Source organism: Mesorhizobium sp. BR1-1-15 (genome assembly GCF_020165475.1).
In the GTDB taxonomy this organism is placed as follows: domain Bacteria; phylum Pseudomonadota; class Alphaproteobacteria; order Rhizobiales; family Rhizobiaceae; genus Mesorhizobium.
The window spans coordinates 76,986-100,205 of record NZ_JAIUIF010000004.1; the positions used below are offsets into that span (position 1 = coordinate 76,986).

A 23,220-nucleotide genomic window follows, 5' to 3' on the forward strand; every position below is an offset into this window, starting at 1 on the left:
ACACCAACGGCTTGAACGGCTATTACGAGAGACCGGTGTGGGCACGGGAATTCTGATCGCCCGCAATACGCTGCGGCTGATCCAGGCGCCACGTGGCGAGACCGCCGGTTGGATCACCTGGCCGTTGGCGGCGCTCGGTCGGGTGGAAGGCAGGCCGATGCTCGCGGGCCTGAAGCTCTGCCTTGGCCGCAATGCTTTCTGGACTGGCGCGCCGGAGACCCGGCTGCGTCATCTGCTCAAGCTCTCGCGCGAAGCTCAGAGCGAGGTTTCCGAGAAGCTGTCGAGCCAGGTGCTGGAGGCGCTCTATGAGCTGCTGCGCGGCATCCACCGCGCCGATCCTGTCCGGATCGAAGCGCTGGCCTCTGACGATCCGCACCATCTCTATGAGGGACTGCTGACCTGCCTGATGCGGCTGGTGTTCCTGCTCTACGCCGAGGATCGCGACCTCCTTCCGTCTGCCAGCGAGCCGGACCTGAAGGCCCTTTGGGAACAGGGCTACTCGATCAAGACGCTCTACGCGCGCCTACTCGACGACGAGGCGCTGAACCCCGACACCATGGATGAGCGGCGCGGCGCCTGGGGGCAACTGCTAGCCGTTTTCCGCATCATTCACGAGGGCTACCCCAACTGGGTGGCGCGGCGCGGCGGCAAGCTGTTCGATCTCCACGCTTTTACGTTCCTCGAAGGACGCCACAAGGGCTCCGCGAAGGAGGCGGCTGAGGTGCTTCCGCTTTCCGACGGAACGATCCTGCGCATCCTGCACGGGTTGATGACCGTGGAAGGGAAAAGCCTTGACGGCCAGAAGGTGCGTGAGCGGCTCTCCTATCGCTCGCTCGATGTCGAAAGCATCGGATCGGTCTACGAGACGGTCATGGGCTTCACCGCCAAGTGCGCAAGCGAGCGCATGATCGCGCTCAAGGACGAAAAGAAACTGCCCAACTTCATCGGCCTCGAGACGCTGCTGGCGCAGAAACCTGCCGAGCGGCAGAAATGGCTCAAGGACCTCTCAATCAAGCTCTCGACGAAGCAGGCCGCTGCGGTGAAGGCTGCGGACGATGTCGATGGACTGATCGAAGCGCTTGGCAGCGCGGTTGACGAACGCGCCTCGCCCAGATCCACGCCGATCGGCGTGGGCGTGCCCTATCTGCAGCCTACCGATGAGCGCCGTCGCTCCGGCTCGCACTATACGCCCCGCTCTCTCACGGAACCGATCGTGCGCCACGCGCTGGAGCCAGCCTTCGAGCGCATCGGCGCGAACGCCTCGCCGGAGGCAGTGCTGTCGCTGAAAGTGTTGGATCTCGCCTGCGGATCCGGCGCTTTCCTCGTCGAGGCCTGCCGTCAGCTCGGCACGCGGCTCGAGCTGGCCTGGGACATGCACAAGGCGGAAAAGCCGACCATCCCACCGGACGAGGACGAAGTGATCCATGCGCGCCGTCTGGTGGCGCAGCGCTGCCTCTACGGCGTCGATCGCAACCCCATGGCCGTCGATCTGGCGCGGCTGTCGCTCTGGCTCGCCACGCTCGCGCGCGAGCACGAATTCTCGTTCCTCGATCACGCGATCAAGGCGGGTGACAGTCTGGTCGGGCTGACGCAGAAGGAGATCGAAGCGGCGAACTGGGACGATAGCAAGCCAGGCCTGCCGCTCTACCGGCAGCTGATCCGTGACGAGGTTCGCAAGGCCCTTGAAGGTCGCGAGGCCATCCGCACGGCACCCGATGATGTGACGCGAGCCATTCAGGAGTCGCGACATCGCCGTGTCGAGGAAGAGATCGAGCGGGCCAGGCAGGTGGGCGATGCGGTAATCGCTGCGTTCTTTTCGGCGGACAAGGCGAAAGCGAAAGAGCAGGCGCGGACCGAAGTCGAGAGTTGGATCACCGCCAATTTCAGACCGTCATGGGACAGGATCGAATCCGCGGCGAGGCGCTTCCGCACCGACCAGGGCTGGGGGCCGTTCCACTGGCAGATCGAATTTCCGGAGGTGTTCTCGCGCGATAACCCGGGGTTCGATGCGATCGTCGGCAATCCTCCGTTTCTCGGGGGGACCCGAATATCCACGGAGCTTTCGAAAAGATACCTTCAATATCTGATGACTTTATACGAGGGCGGCGGAAATCGCGCAGATCTGATCGTTTATTTCATGCGGCGCGCATTTGAGCTGGTGGCAAACCATGGCGCGGTTGGGCTGGTAGCGACGAATACAGTCGCCCAAGGGGATACGCGATTAGCGGGCTTGCGTTATCTCCTGAGTCAAGGGGCGCACATTCACCACGCTACTCGAAACTTTATGTGGCCAGGAGAGGCCGCAGTTCGTGTTTCTATTGTTCACTATGGGCGGCAGCCATTACCGTCTCCGACACTGAACGGCGCTTCAGTCTCCAACATTACAGCCTTCCTATTCGCAGGTGATCGGGATTCCGAGCCTTCCCGACTGCACGGCAATGGAGGAGTTTGCTTTGAAGGCCTTGTTCCTTATGCCGCTGGCTTTCTGGTCTGTGACGAAACGCCGGGCGCTCACTCGTCCGCGTCTGTTGAACAGCTCCTACGTGACGAGCCCTCTGCTGAGGATGTCATCCTTCCCTTTATTGGGGGCGAGGAGATAAACGAGGATCCACGACAGTCACCAAAACGAAAGGCGTTCTATTTCGCTGACCGTTCGTTAGCAGACGTGCTGAGCTTGTGGCCGCTGTCGACAAAATTGATTGAGCTGAGCGTGAAGCCTGAGCGGGAAGCCAAAGGCCCACCAATCAGCACTGCGCCCTGGTGGCAGTTTTGGCGAGCTCGCATCAAACTGCGTGGTCTTCTCGCTCAGGTGCCGCGATATCTCGTTCTATCTAAAGTCTCGAAGCATCATGCGCTCGCGTTCGTCCCCTCTAATGTGCTTCCAAGCAATCGCCTTGCGGTTTTCGTTATTCAAGAGATGAACCAGTTTTCGGTCCTACAGTCTCGAGTCCACGAGTGCTGGGCCAAGTTCTTTGGCTCTACATTGGAGGACAGGCCGGTCTACACCGGAACGGACTGCTTTGAGACCTTTCCGCGCCCGCTCTTGCTTGACTCTTCAATCAAGGTTTCTGCTCAAATTTATTATGATTACCGCGCTAAGTTGATGGTCAATTTGAACGAAGGCATGACCAAGACCTACAACCGCTTCCACAAGGACAGCGAGATCGGCCCGGCCATCCAGCGCCTGCGCGAGTTGCACGATGAGATGGATCGCGCCGTGCTCCGCGCCTATGGCTGGGATGATCTCGCCGAAACGGTCAAGCCCGAGTTCCTTACCGAAGACCGCGAGGACGATCACACCTACCAGGGCCGCTATTTCTGGCCCGCAGCCCAGCGCGATCTCGTCCTTTCCCGCCTCCTCGCCCTCAACGCCGAGCGCTACGCGGAAGAAGTCCGCCAAGGGCTGCACGAGAAGGGCCGCAAGCGCGTGCGAAGCGAGGACGATGAGTTGGAAGTCGACAAGGAAAACGACTGAACGACGAGGGCAGGATGAAGCAATCCGATATCGACGAAGCCTTGGTCACGCTCTATCTGAGATTGAACGGCTATTTCACCTCCGGCCTCATCGTCCACTCCCCAATTCACGGACAGGCGACAACGGAAGTGGATTGTCTGGCAATTCGCCTATCTCACCACGCGCAGCCTGAGCGCATGATCGACGACGACCCGTTTCTGGACACGGCCTCCGGGATAACGGACGTTTTGATCTGTGAGGTAAAGAGTGACCCAAACAAGCTGACCTTCAACAAGCCGATGAAATTGGACGCCGGCGCGCTGGCAGGCATTCTCAATTGGACGGGAGCATTCGAGGCCGACAAGGTAGCCGAAGTGGCTGGCAGGGTGAGAGGTCTCTTTGATGAAGAGCTTGCTATCGAACAGGCACGGAAGGGGCTGGTCGAAGGCGACGTCCGTGTCCGAGCGCTTCTCTGTTGTCCGCCCATGTCGGAGTCCCCAGAAGACAGGTGGCGTCTGACGGCTCCCGTTATCCTAAACTATGCCGAGGCCTGTTTCAGGCCGGATGAGGCAAGGCCAACCTGTTCCGTCAGATACAATTTCCAGCAATGGGGTTATCCCATGAAGAGGATCGTTACCTGGCTGAAGGACACCAATCGAGCCGGACCAGCTAGGCTCAACGAACTGTATGCGCACCTTGACAAGAATGATTAGTGGATTTGCAAGAAAATCTTGCAAGCCTGATTTTGCAAGGTTATATAACGCGCCGGAGGTTCTTGATGACCACGACAATCGGCACCCGTATCAAGACGCTGCGCGAGGAGCGAAAACTATCCCAGGACGACCTGTCGCGCGCGTTCGGCTTCAAGGATCGGCAGACGCTCTCGGCCATCGAGACCGGAGAGCGCCGGGTGGCGGCCGATGAGCTGCTGCGCGCTGTCCAGATCTTCGGCGTCCCGCTCGACTATTTCACCGACCCGTTCATGCTCGCTGGCGAAGGACGCTTCTCCTGGCGTCAGACTGGCGTCGATGGCGACAAGTTGCGCAGCTATGAAGAGGCTGCGGGTCGGTTAATCGCGGCGTTCCGCACGCTTGGGCGCCAGGTGGGGCACAAGCCACCGCTGCTCAGGCCTGCACTCAGCTTGAGCAAGCAATCGACCTATGAAGAAGCGATCGCGGACGGCGAGCGCTTTGCCGCTGAATTCGAGCTCGGCGAAGTGCCGGCGGTTCGCCTCGCCGAAGTCATGGAAACCAAGCTCGACATGCTGGTCCTGATGGTCGATCCGATCGAAGGTGTTTCTGGCGCCGCTTGTCAATTGCCCGAACTCGACGTTGTGCTCATCAACCGCAACGAAGTGCCGGGACGTCGGCACTTCGATCTCGCGCATGAGCTTTTCCACATCCTGACCTGGGAGAAGATGCCGCCAGAGCATATCGAGGAGGCCATGCCGATCAAAAGGAGCCGCATCGAGCAACTGGCCGATAATTTCGCTTCGGCGCTGCTGATGCCGTCACCCGTGCTTGATCGGTTCGGCGATTGGGCGCAGCTAATCGACGAGGCTCTTGTTGACCGGCTCAACGGGGTGGCTGACGAGCTATTGGTTACGTCACAGGCCTTGCGCTGGAGGCTTGTTGGCATGGGCCGCATAAGCCGAGCACAAAACCAGACCATTTCGGATGATAGCCTTCGAAACAACGGCCGGAACAAGCCGGCGAAACAGGCGCCGCCGGCGCTCTTCTCGAAGCCGTTCGTCCAGATCGTTGCGACTGCACTAGACGAAGGCAAGACATCGATGCGGCGGATGGCCTCGATCCTTGGAGTAGCGATCGACGATTTCGCGGAACTGTTCGCTCAGCACGGCGTCGACGCGCCATACGAGTTGTGATGTCGGCATGGCGCGCCACAGAGGCCCAGTCCTGGTCGACACCAACGTCATCATCCAATGCTGGCGTGTCGGAGCTTGGAAGGCGCTGACCGGAGGCTATGGAGTGGAGACCGTTGCGGCCTGCTTTGTCGAGACGCAGACCGGTGCCCAAAATCGTCGTCCGGAGCAGCAGATCGACCATGATGAGCTGGCAAGGACGCTCAGGAAGGTGCATCCAGTCGAGGATATCGATCTCGCGGTCGCGCTGACGCGCGACCCGCAGATTGGCTTTCTCGATCCCGGAGAACAGTCTCTATGGGCGCATGCGCTTAGCCGGACTGATGCCTGGGTTTTGTGCGGCCCTGACAAGGGCAGCCTTCGCATCGGCATTCGACTGGGAATGCGGGATCGTCTTGTGTCGCTGGAGCGCTTGTTGGCCGATGCCGGATTTCGACCGAAGGTCGAGACGGCTTACACCCAGCAGTGGCTGGAAAAGGCGCTGATACAGTTAGCGCAATTGGAGAGGAAGTGACGTGACGGAGATACTAGCGTCGGGCGGCGCTCCTGCAGCGGCACAAGATCGGCTAAGCACACTTCCAAAGCCGGGGACGCCTGCCGAGGTGCGCGAGCGACTGGTCGACATATTGCGGCGCGATCTCGTCGGCCCGCATCCGGACCTCGATCCGGATCTCGCGCGCGAAGTGCTGGAAGGCACGAGCCCCTCGACCTGGTATCTTACCGGCTTCCTTGCTCCCTACCGCCAGACGGGGGCGGAAAAGCGCGCCGAACTCGCTGACGAGCAGCAAGCGGAGCTCGCGCTTGAGACCCAGCGGGAGACGGAAGGTCTTGAGCAGGGAGCGCCGCGGCCAGGAGCCGGCGAGGATGCCGGCCCGGCAGAGCCACCGCCGCGCCGCTCGTTCGAGCCATCCTCGATTGGCCTGACGGTGCTTTTGTCGCGTGAGACCACATCGATCGAGGCCCGCGTCACCTGGGGCGATTATGTCACCGAGCCGCCTCTAGCCTCGGTTCTGGTCAATCCGGAGGAGCGCGTAGTCGCGGCCAAGGAGAAGCGCAGGCTAGACGAACCTCCCCGCAGCAGCCTGCAGTGGCGTCGCCTGCCACAGGAGCGGCGGATTTCGATCCCCATCAAGCATGGGCTAAATAATTATCTGGTTCCTCAGAGTGCAGCGCCCGCCTATCCCGGAGGCGGACTTGAGCTTGCCGTATCGGTGCGCCCGACGCAGACCGCCGGCATCGACGGCCGGCAACGCAATCTGCTCGCTGTTTCGGTGTTTCTGGTCAACAGGCGGTCCGAAGCCCTTCGCCGTTACGGAGACCTTGCCTTCTGCTTCCAGGCCCGTCTGGAACTGACGTCGTCGCTAGGCTTCGAGCCGAACGATGACCGCGCTTCTTATGACTCCGATGGATTCGACGAGCGTCTGTCCGACCTCCACTACTGTGATGTGGTTTCCTACGCGATCGGTCACAACAGCTCGGGTGACTGGTCGGCGCAGGGCGATCACCGTGTTACCAATGTCTTTACCAATCCCATTCCTAGCCAGGATGTCGAGAAGCTCGGCGCGGACATCGATCTTCCCGGGGTCACCCGTGGCATGGAGGCGCTTGGCAAGGCCGCCGAAGATGTGGAAGGCCTGCGGACTGCTCTCGAGCAGGTGCCGGCCGCTTACGCCGCATGGGCCGTGGAGCAGGCTGCGGCGGTCGGGAACATAGACGGTCAAAAGCGACAGGACGTCGCGCACCAGTTGCTCCGGGACATTGAGATCGCCAGGGGCCGCATCGCGAGCGGGATTGGCCGCCTGGTTGGCGATCCGGTCAGCCGCGAAGCCTTCGCGATCATGAACCGGACCATGGCGCGCGCAAACCGGCAGCGTGGCTCAACCATCAACGGAAAGGCGCCGGACCAGCAGACCGCGCCGACGTGGCGCTTGTTCCAGCTCGCCTTCATCCTTCTCAACCTCGACGGCCTTGTGGATCCGATCCATCAGGATCGCGCAACCGTCGACCTGCTATTCTTCCCGACCGGCGGCGGTAAGACCGAAGCCTATCTTGGCCTCGCAGCCTTTGCGATTGCACGTCGTCGACTGAACAATCCAGGCATGAGCGGCGCGGGACTGTCGGTTGTGATGCGTTATACGCTGCGGCTTCTGACGCTCGATCAATTACAGCGCGCCGCGGGCCTGATCTGCGCGCTCGAACTCGAACGGCGGGATCACGGCCGCCTCGGTCAATGGCCGATCGAGATCGGGCTGTGGGTCGGCGGCGGTGCGACCCCGAACAGCTTCGGCAATTCCAGGAGCCCGGCACCGGGGTCCGCTATTCAGTGGGTGCGAAGCTATCGCAGCGGTCATGGTCCGGCACCGGCACCGCTCAAGAATTGTCCGTGGTGCGGCGGCGAACTCAAGCCGGATGCGTTCCACCTCCACCCCAACCAGCAGGATCCGAAGCGTCTCGACATTCGTTGCGAGAATATCGATTGCGACTTCTCTAGCGTCGAGAGACTGCCGATCGTCGTTGTCGACGATGAGATTTATCGGCGGTTGCCCGCATTCATGATCGCAACCATCGACAAGTTCGCCAACGTTCCCTGGGTGGGAGGCGCCGGCGCCTTTTTCGGCAATGTGACCCGTCACGACGGCTCGGGCTTCTATGGCGCCGCCGAGCCGAATGCCGGCACGCGCCTTCCCGCACCGCTACCGCCGATTGATCTCATCATCCAAGACGAACTGCATTTGATCTCCGGACCTTTGGGAACCATCGCTGGGTTGTATGAGACCGCCTTCGACCTGTTAGCCTCTCGCCAGGTCAATGGCCTGCCACGCGGCCCGAAGATCGTGGCGTCCACGGCGACGGTGCGACGAGCCAGCGCGCAGATCAAGAACCTCTTCGGGCGCACGAGGACGGCGATATTCCCCCCGCCGGGAATTAGCCGCAACGACTCCTTCTTCGCCAAGGCGGACACATCGTCGCCGTCTCGGCTCTATGTCGGCGTCGCCTCTCCAGGAAGAGGGCCGAAGCTCGTCTTCCTCAGGACATTGCAAACGCTCCTGGCTGGAGCGGAGGCGCTGGCAAGCGGCGGCGCGAACGACCCGGCAGATCCTTATCTGACCGCGCTGTGCTACTTCAATGCCCTACGCGAGCTGGGCGGCGCACGGCGCATCGTCGATGACGAGGTTAGGGCGCACTTGGCCAGTTATGGGTCGAACCGTGTGCGGCTGCAGCCTACCGGACAAGTTTTCGCTAATCGCCAGCTGCGCGAGATCCAGGAACTGACCTCGCGATACAGCACCGACAAGGTCTCAGAGGCCCGCACGCGGCTGGGGCGCCCGGCAGGCGAAAAGACCGCGGTCGATGTTGCCCTCGCCACGAACATGATCTCGGTAGGTCTCGACATCGGCCGCCTAGGCCTCATGGTCGTCCAGGGGCAGCCCAAGACTGCCGCCGAGTATATTCAGGCGACCTCGCGAGTCGGTCGCGAGACAAACAAGCCGGGCCTGGTGGTTACGCTGCTTAACGTGCATAAGCCGCGCGACCGAATGCACTACGAACAGTTCCGTTCGTTCCACAAGAGCTTCTACCGGGCGGTGGAAGCGACTAGCGTGACGCCGTTCTCGACGCGCGCTCTCGACCGGGCTCTCGCCGCCACCATGGTCGCCGCAGTTCGTCATTTTGAACCGGCACTCACACCGAACGAAGCAGCCAGCAGATTCTCGCAATACGAGCCGGCCTTTGTCGCGATCGCCGCGACCGTGCGCGATAAGATGATCGCAGGCGGTGCCACGCAGGCTGAAATCGATCGCTGCCTGGGTCGCCTCGACGATCTAAAGGGCGCGTGGATCCGCATTGCGGATCAGCAGACAAGCGGTGGTGATCCGTTTAAATATGCGAACGAGCAGCCCGTCAGGCGTCTGCTTCAGGATCCGCAGAGCCAGCAAGTCAACATGGCCCCGGAGCGTCGGCTGTTCATCGCGGGCCGCTCGATGCGCGATACCGAACCTGTGGCGTTGCTTCGCCTCAAGACACCGACCGGACAATCCTTTTAGCAGCGAGCCACGATGCCCGACACCACACAGAGCTTCTCGCAACTGTTGCTGACTTACGGTCCCGGCGCGATGCTGGACTTGCCTGATCACGCCGTGGTCGTGGCGGGACTACAGGGGTGGAATCACAGCGGTCAGTGGCTGCCGATAGAGGAGCAGCGGCTAGTTCCCCTGTTGCGTCAGCAACTCGGACTTGGGCCGGAATTCGAGGGGCTGCGACCGCCACCCGAACAAGACGAGGACCGTCATGATGATCGAAGGCCTGGCGTGGATGTCATGGTTTTTCCCACGTGGTTCACCGTCGAGGAACCGCAGCAACCAGCAGCACAGACCCCGGCTACATCAGAGACGCGGCGGCGCATGGTCGAGTTCGAACACCTGCAGGTTCGCGGCGAAAAGCTCAGCTATGTGGATACCGTCAGCGGGAAGCGGCTTGGCGTGAACCCCATCCGCTTCGTGGGCGCCTGTGCGAAGGGACATCTTGAGGATGTCGACTGGCGGGGATTGGTCCATCGTGGCGCCGACCGGAATTGTCGGAAGCCGATGTTCTGGGTCGAGCGCGGGGTCAGCTCGGATCCGTCGGACATTTCCGTCCAATGCACTTGTGGCGCCCACGTGACGATGGCCGACCTATACAAGCCCAAGTTCCTCGGCACATGCTCCGCATTCAGCCCCTGGTTAATGCCGAGGTATATCTCGGGCGAGAGCTGCGATGAGGACCTTCGGCTGCTGCCCCGCTCGGCGACCAACACCTATTTCGCGCAGACGGTGACGGTGATCTCGCTGACCCGCACCGATGATCGTGTGAGGCAGACGATCGATGAGCATCGGCAAACGGTTGAGTCGCTCAGAAGCCTGCCGAACTTTATCCAGGTGCTGAGATCTCTCCCGCAGACCAAGGAGCCGTTTGCTCCGTTCTCGGACGAGGAGATCATCAACGCCTTGGCGACCATGGCCGACGCCGCCGACGGCCCATCAACCAATCCCCGCGTCGCGGAATTCGACGCGTTGTCATCGGGTGCGCCGGTCATCGGGCATGACGACGCCGGCGCATTCCTGTTCGCAGAGACACTTGACCGGTCGGCCTTGGGCTTGTCGCCACCTTGGGACCGGTTCCTAGCTGGGGTCGTGAAGGTGAGTCGCCTGCGCGAAGTCACGTGCCTCTACGGCTTCACGCGCTTGGAACCGCCTCCTACACCGGCCGAGAGCGAACTGGACGAAATTCAGCTCAAGGTCGATGGAGCACCACTTAATCGGGAGATAAAATGGCTGCCGGCCATTGAGCAGTTTGGTGAAGGCATATTCCTTCACGTGGACCCTGGCTACATCCGGGTATGGCGCGACCGAGCTGAAGTTGTTATCCGCGCGCAAGAATTGCATCGTGGCGAGGCGCATGAGGCCGCGCGCTTCAATCGGCCTGCCAAGCACCTCGGCGTTACCTATTGGGCTCTGCAGTCGCTTTCGCACGCGCTGATGGCCGAGCTGGCGCTGGAGTGCGGATATCCCATTTCCTCGCTCAAGGAGCGTATCTATGCCAGTGGGGCCGGCCAGGCCGATCGCTTCGGGATCCTGATCTACACCTCGACAGCGGGCGCCCAGGGCACGCTCGGCGGTCTGAGCGGCATGGCCGAGCGGATACCAGAAATGCTGGCAAAGGCCGTGCATGGTCTGGAGCTGTGCTCGAACGACCCGATATGCGCAGATCACCACGCGGGAACGGATCTCGATGAGCGGCCGCTTCACGGTGCTGCGTGCCACGCATGCATTCTCGTGCCCGAGACATCATGCGAAGCTCGAAACACCAGGCTGGATAGGGGACTTCTGGTTTCCACTTTGGTGGGCAGCAAGTCAGCGATGTTCTCGTAGGGGCACCTGAGACCAAAGCGATCGGCCCGCGCCTCTGGGACTCGCACGTGTCTCGAGCCGGCAACAAAGCTAAGGATAATCGTGGACGCCCAAAAGCTTACCACCTACTCGCTCGAACAGCTCGAGAATCTGATCGCCAACTACCGCCGACAGGGGAGAGAACGGGATCCGATCTTCCCAGCAATTCTGGCCGCGAGAGAACGGCTGAAGAGCCCAATCCTTGATTTCCAGACGACACTCACGGTCATTCGCCGTGCAGCCGCGGAGGGGCGATTTCTTACCTACAAGCAGGTTGCGGATGAAAGTGGCGCCGACTGGGCGAAGGTCCATTGGCAGATGGGAGATCATCTGACGAGGCTGTGCGAATACGCTCATCGAAAAGGCTGGCCCCTTCTGTCGGCTATCGTCGTCAACGGAGAAAATGTTGAGACGGGAACGCTGAAGCCGGAGAGCCTAGCCGGCTTCACTTCAATGGCGAGAGATTTTGGAATCCCCGTCCTTGATCCCGTCGAATTTCTCAGGCGAGAGCAACAGAGAGTATTCCAGTGGGCGAACTCTGTTGCTACTGATGAGGCGGGCATCAACTAGACCTGCGTAATCGGGAACAAGAATCCGGGGGGATTTGGAATGCAACCAGCCTATCATCCACTTGCCAATATTTTTGGAACGCAGACACGGCACCTGGTGCCGTTGTTCCAGCGCCCATATGTTTGGAGCCGAGAAGAGCAATGGGAGCCCCTCTGGGACGACCTCGCTCATCTGGCGGATCGCCTTCTCACGGCAAACGGCAAGAAGGTAGCTGGCCATTTCCTCGGCACCGTAGTTCTCGAGCAAGCTGACACCCCCAGTGGCCGCGTGACGAGGCGCGAAGTCATCGACGGCCAGCAGCGCCTAACGACGCTCCAGATCGTGCTCCAGGCGGCAAAGCATGCCTTCGGCGAGATCATCGGCTCGGGCAACGAACCTGCCGAGAAGGCGGCGGGCATCGAGGTTTCTCGGCTCGAGGCGCTGACGCTGAACCCACCAGGGTATGAGGAAGAAGAGAAATACAAGGTCTGGCCGACTAACGAGGACCGGGCCGCGTTTCGACAGGTCATGGATGCACCTGGCCCGCAAGATCTGGTGGGCGTAAGGACGCGGATGGCGGAAGCCTACGCGTTCTTTGTCGAGTCGATGCGGAACTGGTTGGACAAAGGGCCTGCTGAGCAACGCGTGCCGGCGCTTTCGTCCGCGCTCAAAGACCACCTTCGTCTCATCGTTCTCGACCTCGACAGCTCCGACGAGCCGCAGGCGATCTTCGAAACGCTCAACGCCCACGGCACGCCTTTGCTGCCGGCCGACTTGATCAAGAATTGGCTTCTTTGGCAATTCGCGCGAAGAAACGACGATGCGGCCGCGCCCTATGATAAATACTGGAGCAGTTTCGATCGCGATCCAGGCTATTGGCGACAGAAGATTGGCACCGGGCACGCCGCCAGGGCACGCGTAGACACCTTTCTCCAAAATTGGCTCATTTGCCGTGTCCGTCATCCGATCTCGGCAAGCCACCTATATGATCAATTCCTGAAATACGCGCAGTCGCGCGTCTCCCCTGGAGACATGCAGTCCGTTCATGATTTCATGAACGACATCCAGATCCACGGCAGCCTCTTCCGACAGATCGACCAGCCGGTCGGACACTCTCGTTTCGCAACCTTCTGCATGCGCCTAAAGCCACTGGATATGTCAGTGTTCCAACCTGTGCTGATGGCAGTTATGCGCCGTGAGGGATCGACCGACGACGACCAGGATTCGGTCGCCGCGGCCCTCGAGAGCTATCTTGTCAGGCGGATGATTTGCGGTGGCCAAACCAGGGGCTACGGCAATCTGGCTATCGATCTTATCGGGATAATCCACTCGGTCAATTCAGCCGAGCCGGTTGGCGCGGCGATATCGAACTATCTCGGCGCTCTCGAGGGCGCGCTGTGGTGGCCTGACGATGAGCGCTTCAGATTAGATTGGTGCAGTCGGGTCTTCTACAGCAATCTCCGTCGTGCACGTGTTCTTATGATCCTGCAGGCCCTGGAGGAACACTACCAGACGCCCGGAGCTTTGGGCGAGCCGGTGGTAGGCTTCGATTTCGCCAAGCTCACCATTGAGCACATTATGCCGCAGAAATGGCGGGACCATTGGCCCTTCGACGGCGATGAGAGCGGGCGGGTCAATAGGGATCGTGCACTCCATGGCATCGGCAATCTCACGCTGGTCAGCAACGCGCTAAACCCGTCGCTATCAAACTCGGCCTGGACGATGCCGCCTCGCGCTGACGGCAAGCCGAACGGCAAGTCCGTTGCCCTCAAAGCTCATTCGAAACTGCAGTTGAACGCCAAGCTGCTTGATAGGTGGCCGGATGTTTGGAGCGAGGCGCAGATCATCGAACGGGCAAATGCGCTTTTCGAAACTGCGCTTCTGATATGGCCTCGGCCATCGGCCGGTGAAGCCACCCAAAGTGTCAGTAGCGGACCGGTGGCGGCTAGCGCGACAGAAGCGCACGACGTAGCGGCCAACGTCGCGCTGTGAGCGTGACGGGAGGGAACGATGTCGAACAAGCATGACGGGCCTTTGTTCTTTTGCCAGGTCACGCCAACGCTAGAGTGGTCGATCGAGATGCGGGCTACGGATGCTACTGGCCAGCGGAAGCTTGGATACCGAGCGTCGGGCATTGTGGACCAGCGGAAAGTGCCAAATGGATATGGCATCCAAGTGCATGACGCGGACAGAGCCGTCTGGACGACCATGCCTCTGAATGATCGCAAGGATATCAGGCAGCAGTTTGACGCATTGCTCACGCAGGCTATGCGAGCGCTGGCGAGTCATGGACATTTGGAGGGGTTAACGGCGAAATAGTAACCAACTTCACGAAGGCATCAAGATATACCGGGTGCCTGTTCCAGAACCGGCTTGGGACTCCTGCGGTTGCAATTAACCACACGGTCAGGGCGGCTTCCCGCCCATTGGGCGGCCCAATCACGGCTCCTTCGACACCAGACGCCGAACATCTCCTAGCGAACAAGACAAACCGAATCGTCCATCACGATAAGTAAATGTTGCAATAGTTAGTTGTCCTGCGACTCTACTGTCTTCGGCTCCTGATTCGACTTCCGCTGTTCGTTTACCCACTTGGATTTCCCCATTGACTGCCTATTCGCCCATTCAAGGTCACTACCACAGTCATCGCATTACCCTGGAGGGTTTAGACCAGGATGCCTTTACGAGATCGCTCACCTCCGCGCGTGTGGAAATGAATCCGCATCAGGTCGAGGCCTCGCTGTTCGCGCTTCGGTCGCCACTCTCGAAGGGCGTTTTGCTCGCCGACGAAGTGGGCCTCGGCAAGACGATCGAGGCCGGTCTGGTCATGGCGCAGAAATGGGCGGAGCAGAAGCGGCGGATCCTGCTGATTGTGCCGGCCTCCCTTCGCAAGCAGTGGGAACAAGAGCTTCGCGAGAAATTCTCACTACCCGCGACGATCCTCGAGGCAGCGACATACAAGGAACTGCGAAAACAAGGTCAGGCGAAGCCCTTTCGGGACGCGCACGGGATCGTCATCTGCAGCTACGAGTTCGCCGCCCGGTGCGCCGATGAACTCGCAACGATAAAATGGGACCTGGTCGTGTTCGACGAGGCGCACCGCCTGCGCAACGTCTACAAGCAGGGTGGTTCGAAGCGAGCCAAGGAGCTCAAGGAGGCCCTGAAGGAACCGTTCAAGGTGCTGTTGACGGCGACGCCTCTGCAGAACTCGCTAATGGAGCTGTTCGGCATCGTCTCGATCATCGATGACAACCACTTCGGTGGCGAAGATGCCTTCAAGACTCTCTATACCGGCGCAGGCGTGACCACGGCATCCCTCGACATGCTGCGACAGCGACTCGCGACGATCTGCTGCCGCACGCTGCGCCGACAGGTTCAGGAGGCCGGCCACATCAACTTCACGCGACGCAATCCCGTGATTTTCGATTTCGAGCCACCCAGTCGTGAGGTCGAGCTCTACGAGAAGGTGTCCGAGTTCCTGCAACGGAAGGACACGATCTCCTACGGTGACCGAGCCAACCAGCTCGTTATCCTGCAAGTCCGCAAGATCCTTGGCTCTTCAACCTTCGCCGTGGCGGGCTACCTCCGCTCCCTGATAGAGCGCTTGGAGCGCCACGGCGTTGTCGACGAGACGGTCAGCGAAGACATCGACACAATCGATGAGATCGGCGAGGAACTCGACGAGGACGGGACGGAACCGGAACCTGTCGACCCCGAAAGACTGGCGGCCGAGCTGCTCGAACTCCGGTCGTTTCTCGACCTGGCGATCTCGATCGGGCAGAATGCCAAGGGCGAAAAGCTGATCTCGCAGCTTCCGCACGTCTTGGACGCCATTGTCCAGAAAGGCGGGCGCCGCAAGGCAGTCATCTTCACGGAAAGCGTGCGCACGCAGAACTATCTGAGCGAGCTCCTGTCCACCAACGGCTACGACCGCCAGATCGCTCTGCTCAACGGTTCGAACAGCGATCCCGTCAGCAAAGCGCTCTACCAGAGCTGGCAAGACCGGCACGCAGGCACGGACAAAGTGTCGGGTTCGCGCACGGCCGACATGAAGGCAGCGGTGGTCGACGCGTTCAAGGGCGACGACAAGACGATCCTGATCGCGACGGAGAGCGGCGCCGAGGGAATCAATCTCCAGTTCTGCTCATTGGTCATCAATTTCGACCTACCCTGGAATCCGCAGCGTGTTGAACAGCGCATTGGCCGCTGCCATCGCTATGGCCAGAAGATCGACGTCACTGTCGTCAACATGTTGAACCGCAAGAACCAGGCGGAGCAGCGCATCTACGAACTGCTCGACCAGAAGTTCAAGTTGTTCAGCGGCGTTTTCGGATCAAGCGACGAAGTGCTCGGCACCATCGAGCGCGGCGTCGACTTTGAGCAGCGCGTGCTAGGCATCGTGCAGTCTTGTCGCACCGAGGAAGAGGTGGCGCGCGAATTCGATGCTCTTACCGCCTCACTTCAAGACCGGATCGATGCCGATATGCAATCGGCCCGCGCCAAGGTGCTTGAGCACCTCGACCAAGACGTCGTTGCGCGCCTCAAGGGGCGCAAAGGAGAACTCGATAACGCTGTTGACGACTTCACGCGCCGCCTCGCCGTGATTGCACGTGCCGAACTCCCGGCGGCTCATTTTTATAGCGAGACACTCACCCGTTTCGACTATCGAGGGCAGACTTTCACGACAAGGTGGCCGGAGGCGGACGACCATGACTGGCAATTCTTCAGGCTGTCGGAGGGCAACCTCGCAAGCGAGTTGGTCGAAAAGGCAAAGGCCCGCGATCATGGCGTGACCGTCTCGTCTTTGCGCTTTCTCCCAGCTGCCTATGCCTTTCCGGGTCAACTCGCCGACGTGAAGAACCTGACCGGGCAGTCAGGCTGGCTGCGGGTATCTAAAGCCCAAATCAAGGCTCGCGGGACCGTGCGCGAGGAACTGATGATCTCGTGCCTAACCGACGGCGGCGTGGAAGTCAGCCCCGAAACCGCCGACCGCATGTTCATGGTCCCGGCCAGGAGCGACGGAGTGGCAGCGGCGGCAACCCCGCGTGAAATCGACCGGCTGGAGTTGGAGCACTTCGGCGCTTTCTCCGAGCGGATGAAGAGGCAGAACTTCCGTTGGCTGGAGGAGGAGGAGGCGCGCCTCGACAACTACGCAAAGGACATCGAGATCGAGCTCGACGCCCGCATCAAAGAGCTAGACAGCGAGATCAAGGCGCTGCGAAAGGAGCGCCGCTCACCGGATCTGTCTATGGACGACAAGCTTTCGCTTTCACGCACAGTGAAGAAGCTCGAAGGCGAGATGGACGACCTGAAGCTCTCCAAGCACGAGAGGCGGCGGGATGTGCGAAAGCAGGTTGAGGACATGCTGGACGACGTGGCGGAAAGTCTGAGTCGCCAGCCAGTCATCCAGCCATTGTTCATGGTAAGGTGGTCAATCGAGTAATATGCCATTGGGGGGCAGGTTTGAGGATTTTGGGTGCACGCCTGTTGCGCTCGACTTTTCGCTGGACTCGTATCCAGGTCCAACATGGGAAGTCGGCTCGCTGCGTCATAGGTCGGGTTGGCTGATGATGTCGCGTGCCACAATGCAGACGCCATTCAGCGCCTGGTCGGCGCGGCTTGTCGCCTGCGTGGACGATGACGGCGAGCCCGTTTCGGCTTGGCTCGCCTCCAAGCTCCTCGAGATGCGCTGCTCGTTGCCGCGCGAGGCCGAGGACATTCCCCCGGCCGATCTGGAAGACCTCACCGAGGCGCTCTACTGGGATTTCTTAGGCACCTGCGATTTGAAGCACCTTGCGATGCTTGAGGAGCGAGAGGAAGACGCCGAAAGGCGCATCCATACGCTAGAAGCACGAGGCCGGGCTGCAGCGTCTGAGGTCGACACGCATATCGCCAACTTACGACGTAGCATGCGGCGCGGCGAAATCACCTCGGAGAACATCAAGACAACCTACTATCATATTGCACTGGTGGAGCAGAAGCTGATCGCTGCGGAAAGTTGGCTCCGCAACCGAATCGCTAGCATACGGGCGGAGGTAAGTGACTTTCAGGAGGATGTCTTCGATTCGCTACAGGGTTATGGCGAGGTCGAGCACCTCTATTCCGTTCACTGGACGACGAACAGCATTCGAAGAAGGGCCATCGCGTCCAATAGGCTCGAACTCCAAACGGGCGGTTCCGAGATCGCGATCTCTCGGAAACGTAAGCTGTCAGACTATTTGAGAGATGAGGAGCATACGGCGCCTTCCAATCGAGCAATACCGCAAGCCCATATCAAAGAGGCCATACGGATCGCTGTGGAACGCGAACGGGAAGAAGCTGAGCTTCTAAAGCAACGATACGCGGCGAAGCAAACTGCTGAAAAAGCCGCGAAGGAGATCAAATCAAACGAACGGGAAGTTGAGCGTAAGCGAAAAGTTACGATCGAGAAGCGCGAGAGACAGTATCTCGCTCAGCGTGAAAAATACCTCGCCAAGAAAGCAAAGAAGTCATCGACTGCCGAAGAGGGGACCAAAGCACTCCGGCAGGAGATGGACCGCAAGCGGAAAGCTGCGGTCGAGAAGCGCCAAAGAAAATATCTCGCCGAGAGGGCAAAAAATGGAAGCGGCAGGCGGCGCTAGGCGAACCTGCTAGCCCGTCTCCTGGAATCTTTCAAAAAAGGGAGAAGTCGCATATCGCAAACACTGTCATCTCTACTACATGGGCCGCGCCGCTATTCACGACTACACTGACCTGGGAAGCCCTTAAGGCTTTCAATTGACTTACAAAACTCGGTCCAGCTATACCTTTCCATCTTAGGTCTGTCGGCCCAGAAAGCTATGTGTCTGCTTTGGGCGGTGCCAAGCGAAGTTTCACCCTTGGCTTCCGCCAAGCCCGAAGAATCTCCTCGACATGCGGCGCGATGAAAGCCCGCGCTTCGTCGCGTGTCATCATTTTGGATCGGAGCAGTTCGTCGTAGTCAGTCAAAGAATGGCGAATATGTTTCTGCAATTCGATACCGACCGCTGCGCCCAGTTTTAGGCCTTTCCAATCCTTGGCGCTCACCCGAGCGGCTATCGTGAGACAGGTCTTCTTCGGACAACCTGGGTGATGGATGCGCATGTGCCGCATCACATCGTCGAAGGAAAAAGTGTGGGAGGAATTCTGTTTCGGGTGTTTGTCAGCTGACATTATCAATGAACCATAAATTCGTTGCCCAGATCAGCGGAAGCACCGGCGGCACGCTGATCGGAGAAAGCCACGTTTACGGGTGGAGATTTGAGCTAGGTCTGGAATATCTGCCTTAGCTTCTGCACCTTTTCGAGCGTAGGCACCGGATCCGCATCCCAGGAAGCGAGCCTGATCACCTCGAGCCAGAAACGCTCGTTGGGCGTGATCTCGCGGTCACGACCGCGGGCCGCCTGGCGCCAGCCTTCGACAGAGAAGTCCTGCTGGCCGCTCATTTGCCGAAGATCCCACGAATGGTTGATCGCGCCTTCGAGGTGAGGCTCGGATTGGATTGATCCGATGCCCGGCGGATTTCTTCGAGCCAGGCGACCTCGTTCTCGCTGACCAGCGTCCCGAAGATCTGCCTGACGGCAAGATCAGTGGTGTCGCCACCGAGCTGTTCGATCGCCAGCATAAAGAGCATCACTGGATCGCACTCGAGGGCCTTCGCCAGAGCGGCGACCCTGTCGAGCGGCAGCTTCGCCGTTCCGGATTTGATCATCGCGAGCATGTTCGCATTGACGAACCCTGCCTCGCCGGCGATCGCGATCTGAGTCTTCTTGGGCCTAAGCTCCAGGATGCGCTTCTCGAGATATTTCACGAGCCTAGTGCCCGCGTAGGGCTTCCCCGGACGGTTGTTCATCGTCGTCTTCCTCTGAAATCACAGCTTTGATGTGCTGCTATTTTCTTTATAGCGACGGCCTGTTGGGGACTTCGTGGGATCAGCGCAGGGGATTTTGGCACAATCCGGGCGATACAAAACGTTAGATATATCCTTGACATATACAACGTTTTGTATCAATTAATGTGCATGTCGGCAGGCGACCAGACACATCAGGAACGCGCAATCTCTCTCCTTCGCGAGCGGGGTATCGCACGTCTATCCGAATTCATCGCGGCAGGGATCACCTCCGCCACGATAGCCCGGATGGAGAAGCGAGGTGAACTCCTTCAGCTCGGCCGCGGCCTCTATCAACTTCCCGATGCCGAGCTCGATGCCAATCACTCGCTGGCGGAAGCGGCCAAGCGCATCCCTCGGGGCATCATTTGCCTGGTGTCCGCCCTTGCCTTCCACGAACTGACCGACACCATCCCATCACGTATCTGGATGGCGATCGGATCGACGGACCGACGTCCGAAGATCGAGAGCCCGCCAATCCAGTTCGTCCGCTTCGGAGCCAAGACACTGGATGCTGGAATCGAGGAGCATGCCATAGAGGGCGTCACGGTTCGCATCTACAGCCCCGCCAAAACGGTTGTCGATCTCTTCCGCTACCGCCGATCTGAAGGAAGACGCTTCCAGCAAAGCACCGGCCTCAATCTTGCGATTGAAGGCCTGCGAGAGGCGCTACGCGGCGGCAAGGCGCGTCCTTCGGAGATCGCCTCCTACGCCGAGGACGCCGGCGTCTGGAAAGTCGTGCAACCCTATCTCGAAGCCCTTACGGCCAATGGCTAAGACCATCGTCAACATGGGCGCCTCCGTGCGCGCCAGGCTTCTTGTCATCGCCAAGGGGCGTGGACAGACATTCGATCTCATTCTGACGCGCTATGCGATCGAGCGCCTTCTCTACCGTCTCGGAACCAGCCGCTTTCGCGACCGCTTCGTCCTGAAGGGTGCGATGCTGATGACGACCTGGTTCGACGTGCCGTTTCGGCCCACGCGTGACCTGGATCTGCTGGGATATGGAGATCCCGAGGCCGAAGGCATGGTCGAGATCTTTGCCGAGCTCTGTGCGATCGACGCCAACGATGGCGTCGTGTTCGACGGCAAGGGCCTGATCGTCGACCGCATACGCGAGGAACTGGAGTATGGAGGCCTGCGCCTGCGCACCAATGCCGTCATTGGTGGTGCGACCGTGCGTGTGTCGATCGATATCGGATTTGGCGATGCAACTGAACCCGGCCTCGAGGAACTCGACTATCCCGTTCTGCTCGACAACCCGGCTCCACATCTTCGCGCCTATTCGCGCGAGACGGTGATAGCGGAGAAATTCCAGGCCATGGTGCTGCTGGGGCGGGCCAACAGCCGCATGAAGGATTTCTACGACATATGGCTGCTGGCGAAGACACATCGCTTTGAAGATGACCGCCTGGCCCGAGCGATTGCAGCTACATTCGAACGGCGCAGGACGACAATCCCGGTCGATATTCCAGATGCTCTCACCGAGAGCTTCGCATCGGATCCAGCCAAGCAGCAGCAATGGTCAGCCTTTGCCCGAAGCCTGGAGGAGGAAGTGCCACCGCTTGCACGGATAATCGCCGAGGCTGCCGAATTCCTGATGCCTCATGCGGCGAGGGCACGGCTATCGGGTTAAAGCGACCTGACAGCGAACCTGTCGGCTGCAACTTGGCGATGTCGGCGAGCGCAAGGACGGCCCTCAACCGTTTTACAGCGCCATTGATTTCATTAGATAATTTCTGGTCGAAAATCGACCTGTTTTACAGCTAAGCCACTGGAATATAAGCATCACACCCAGCTTCCCAAGCTGAACGCGCGGGTTCGATTCCCGCTACCCGCTCCAGTCTGCGCAGCAAGGGTTTGAGCCCTTACCAAGCCGCTCCAACTACCGGTTTCTCGCGCAATTCCGGGAAAACCGCTCCAGCCGTTTTCCCGGTATCGTTTTAGAGCCAAACACTAACCCAGACGCGCCTGCGCCAGCAGCGGACATGGCGGCGGCCGCGGCGCCAATAGCTGCGGCAGACCCTGCGCCAGGCGCGGCGGCGCCCATGACGACGGTGCCGGCGATGCCACCGGCGATGCGAGATCTGCTCCACCTCGGCTTGATCGTCTCCTTCGAAGACGGCCGCATCAGCCCTGTCGAGGTCGTCCTTGTCGAGCTCGTCAAGGATTCCGTTGCCGTTCGGGACCCCGGCAACTGCTGTGCCGGGCCTGGCCAGGCCTGCAAAAGCAACGGCCCCCGCGACGCCAAGCATTCCAGTAAGAAACAACCGACGTTCCATCAAAATCTCCCGAGTTGTTTATCATCGGCGCATCGTTCCCCGGCTCAAAACGAGCTCCGGCGCGAACGCCGATTGGCCTTTGAACGCACTTACCTGGTTTTTGTTCCGGTCATCCCACTTCGCGCAGGATGAAGTCATGCAGCATCTTTGCCGCCGGCGACAGGGCGCGGTTCTTCACTGTGATCAGGCTGTAGGGCCGGACCTCGATGTCGAATTCGGTCTGGACGACATCGATGGCGCCGGCCAGCCCTTCGGGATTCTGGATGAATTTCGCCACCTGGATCGAGACCGGCGCGATGGCGTCGGAGTGCGCGACCATGACCAGGGTCAGGAGCAGCGAACTGGTGTTGAGGATGCGGTCCGGCAGCGCGATGTTGCGGTTCAGGAAATTGCTCTCCATGGCCTGGCGCAGCGGCGAGCCGCCGGACTGGAAAACCCAGTCATAGGCCGCGGTCTCCTCCAACCGCACCGCCTTGCCCTCGGTCAGCGGATGGCCCCGGCGCACGATCAGGCAGGCTTTCTCGACGCCGATCACACGGGACTCGAACAGCCGCGGGTTGAGATCGTCGGGGATGCGCGCGATGATGAAGTCATGGCGCGACGCGATCAACTCGCGCGCCAGCACGTTGGAGGTCTCGACCTGCATGGTGATCTCGATGCGCGGGTAGATGCGGCGGATTTCGCGGATCGCCGGCACCGCGAGCTCGATCGCGGGCGCCGTCACCGCACCAAGGAACACCGAGCCGCCCTTGCCCGCCTTGAGTTCGGAGATCTCGCGATCGACCTCGCGCATCTCCAAGAGGATGGAGCGCGCGCGCCTGGCGAGCGCCTTGCCATAGGGCGTCAAGGTGACGCCGCGCGGCAGCCTTTCGCAGAGCGTGACGTCCAGCACGGCTTCCATCTCGGCGATCATGCGCGAGGCCGCCGGCTGTGAGATATTCATGACCTGGGCGGCGGAACTGACCCGGCCGTGATCGTCCAGTGCAACGATCATGCGCATATGGCGCAGGCTGAGGCCGCTGCGCAGCAGGGTCTCGCCGTCACCGGGGAGCACCTCGTAACCTTCTGAAATCCCGCCAGGATTGCGCAACGTTGCCATTGATTTCCCTTCGCTCCCAATGCCCTTGAGTTTAGCGTCAACGTATACCAGTTTCGGTATAGCAATCATCAAAGATCGCATTTGACAGTTATGGCAAAGGGACACACCCTTCGCGCGTCCTGGGGCGTGCCAGTCGATGACGAGG

At 60.2% G+C, this 23,220-nt stretch carries 17 protein-coding genes; 13 read left to right on the forward strand and 4 right to left on the reverse strand.

All coding sequences use genetic code 11. The features are described 5' to 3' along the window. Nucleotides 1–37: 37 nt before the first annotated feature. The 10 genes from LB541_RS08965 to LB541_RS09010 all read left to right on the forward strand — a co-directional run bounded on the left by LB541_RS08965 (nt 38) and on the right by LB541_RS09010 (nt 18,429). A complete protein-coding gene (locus LB541_RS08965; RefSeq protein ID WP_224618196.1) occupies nt 38–3,475 on the forward strand; it encodes an Eco57I restriction-modification methylase domain-containing protein in 3,438 nt (1,145 codons plus the stop codon). A 14-nt stretch (nt 3,476–3,489) separates the two neighbouring features. Beyond that, a complete protein-coding gene (locus LB541_RS08970) occupies nt 3,490–4,167 on the forward strand; it encodes a hypothetical protein (RefSeq protein WP_224618197.1) in 678 nt (225 codons plus the stop codon). A gap of 65 nt (nt 4,168–4,232) precedes the next feature. After that, a complete protein-coding gene (locus LB541_RS08975; protein WP_224618198.1) occupies nt 4,233–5,339 on the forward strand; it encodes an XRE family transcriptional regulator in 1,107 nt (368 codons plus the stop codon). Between the two features lie 103 nt (nt 5,340–5,442). Further along, nucleotides 5,443–5,850: a hypothetical protein gene (locus tag LB541_RS08980; protein WP_224618199.1), complete on the forward strand. Its 408-nt coding sequence runs from the start codon at nt 5,443–5,445 to the stop codon at nt 5,848–5,850. Between the two features lies 1 nt (nt 5,851). Next, a complete protein-coding gene (drmA, locus tag LB541_RS08985; protein ID WP_224618200.1) occupies nt 5,852–9,379 on the forward strand; it encodes a DISARM system helicase DrmA in 3,528 nt (1,175 codons plus the stop codon). A gap of 12 nt (nt 9,380–9,391) precedes the next feature. Next, a complete protein-coding gene (drmB, locus tag LB541_RS08990; protein ID WP_224618201.1) occupies nt 9,392–11,242 on the forward strand; it encodes a DUF1998 domain-containing protein in 1,851 nt (616 codons plus the stop codon). A gap of 81 nt (nt 11,243–11,323) precedes the next feature. Further along, nucleotides 11,324–11,830, forward strand: a complete 507-nt coding sequence (locus tag LB541_RS08995) for a hypothetical protein (RefSeq protein WP_224618202.1) — start codon at nt 11,324–11,326, stop codon at nt 11,828–11,830. A 39-nt stretch (nt 11,831–11,869) separates the two neighbouring features. Continuing rightward, a complete protein-coding gene (locus tag LB541_RS09000; RefSeq protein ID WP_224618203.1) occupies nt 11,870–13,801 on the forward strand; it encodes a DUF262 domain-containing protein in 1,932 nt (643 codons plus the stop codon). Between the two features lie 613 nt (nt 13,802–14,414). Continuing rightward, the gene (locus LB541_RS09005; RefSeq protein ID WP_224618204.1) at nt 14,415–17,252 is read left to right on the forward strand and encodes an SNF2-related protein; all 2,838 of its coding nucleotides are present in this window, start codon (nt 14,415–14,417) and stop codon (nt 17,250–17,252) included. Nucleotides 17,253–17,376: 124 nt separating this feature from the next. Next, nucleotides 17,377–18,429, forward strand: a complete 1,053-nt coding sequence (locus LB541_RS09010) for a cell envelope integrity protein TolA (RefSeq protein ID WP_224618205.1) — start codon at nt 17,377–17,379, stop codon at nt 18,427–18,429. Nucleotides 18,430–18,625: 196 nt separating this feature from the next. Here LB541_RS09010 and LB541_RS09015 read toward each other — a convergent pair whose 3' ends face one another. From LB541_RS09015 to LB541_RS09025, 3 genes are all read right to left on the reverse strand, one after another. Continuing rightward, entirely contained in the window at nt 18,626–18,979 is a 354-nt protein-coding gene (locus LB541_RS09015; protein ID WP_224618206.1) for a DUF2293 domain-containing protein, read from the reverse strand. A 92-nt stretch (nt 18,980–19,071) separates the two neighbouring features. Further along, nucleotides 19,072–19,251, reverse strand: coding sequence for a hypothetical protein (locus tag LB541_RS09020; protein WP_224618207.1), 180 nt, complete (start codon nt 19,249–19,251; stop codon nt 19,072–19,074). Then, a complete protein-coding gene (locus LB541_RS09025; protein ID WP_224618208.1) occupies nt 19,248–19,658 on the reverse strand; it encodes a helix-turn-helix domain-containing protein in 411 nt (136 codons plus the stop codon). The genes LB541_RS09020 and LB541_RS09025 overlap by 4 nt, the downstream gene beginning before the upstream one ends. 168 nt (nt 19,659–19,826) lie before the next feature. On the opposite strand from LB541_RS09025, the gene LB541_RS09030 reads away from it, so the two are divergent. The 3 genes from LB541_RS09030 to LB541_RS09040 all read left to right on the forward strand — a co-directional run bounded on the left by LB541_RS09030 (nt 19,827) and on the right by LB541_RS09040 (nt 22,108). Further along, nucleotides 19,827–20,471, forward strand: coding sequence for a type IV toxin-antitoxin system AbiEi family antitoxin domain-containing protein (locus LB541_RS09030; RefSeq protein WP_224618209.1), 645 nt, complete (start codon nt 19,827–19,829; stop codon nt 20,469–20,471). Continuing rightward, nucleotides 20,464–21,330, forward strand: a complete 867-nt coding sequence (locus tag LB541_RS09035; protein WP_224618210.1) for a nucleotidyl transferase AbiEii/AbiGii toxin family protein — start codon at nt 20,464–20,466, stop codon at nt 21,328–21,330. Before LB541_RS09030 ends, LB541_RS09035 begins: the two co-directional genes overlap by 8 nt. Nucleotides 21,331–21,742: 412 nt before the next feature. Next, nucleotides 21,743–22,108, forward strand: a complete 366-nt coding sequence (locus LB541_RS09040; RefSeq protein WP_140624801.1) for a hypothetical protein — start codon at nt 21,743–21,745, stop codon at nt 22,106–22,108. Here LB541_RS09040 and LB541_RS09045 read toward each other — a convergent pair. Further along, nucleotides 22,086–23,075 (reverse strand): LysR family transcriptional regulator, encoded by a 990-nt coding sequence (locus tag LB541_RS09045; protein ID WP_140496609.1) that lies wholly within the window; start codon nt 23,073–23,075, stop codon nt 22,086–22,088. The two genes, LB541_RS09040 and LB541_RS09045, sit on opposite strands and share 23 nt — an antisense overlap. Between the last annotated feature and the right edge of the window lie 145 nt (nt 23,076–23,220).

Coding starts and splice junctions, on each gene's coding strand:
- LB541_RS09035 (WP_224618210.1), top strand. CDS start 20,464: ATGGCTAAGACCATCGTCAACATGGGCGCCTCCGTGCGCGCCAGGCTT.
- LB541_RS09025 (WP_224618208.1), bottom strand. CDS start 19,658: ATGAACAACCGTCCGGGGAAGCCCTACGCGGGCACTAGGCTCGTGAAA.
- LB541_RS09045 (WP_140496609.1), bottom strand. CDS start 23,075: ATGGCAACGTTGCGCAATCCTGGCGGGATTTCAGAAGGTTACGAGGTG.
- LB541_RS09000 (WP_224618203.1), top strand. CDS start 11,870: ATGCAACCAGCCTATCATCCACTTGCCAATATTTTTGGAACGCAGACA.
- LB541_RS09030 (WP_224618209.1), top strand. CDS start 19,827: ATGTCGGCAGGCGACCAGACACATCAGGAACGCGCAATCTCTCTCCTT.
- LB541_RS09020 (WP_224618207.1), bottom strand. CDS start 19,251: ATGAGCGGCCAGCAGGACTTCTCTGTCGAAGGCTGGCGCCAGGCGGCC.
- drmB (WP_224618201.1), top strand. CDS start 9,392: ATGCCCGACACCACACAGAGCTTCTCGCAACTGTTGCTGACTTACGGT.
- LB541_RS08970 (WP_224618197.1), top strand. CDS start 3,490: ATGAAGCAATCCGATATCGACGAAGCCTTGGTCACGCTCTATCTGAGA.
- LB541_RS08975 (WP_224618198.1), top strand. CDS start 4,233: ATGACCACGACAATCGGCACCCGTATCAAGACGCTGCGCGAGGAGCGA.
- LB541_RS09015 (WP_224618206.1), bottom strand. CDS start 18,979: ATGTCAGCTGACAAACACCCGAAACAGAATTCCTCCCACACTTTTTCC.
- LB541_RS09040 (WP_140624801.1), top strand. CDS start 21,743: ATGACGACGGTGCCGGCGATGCCACCGGCGATGCGAGATCTGCTCCAC.
- LB541_RS09010 (WP_224618205.1), top strand. CDS start 17,377: ATGATGTCGCGTGCCACAATGCAGACGCCATTCAGCGCCTGGTCGGCG.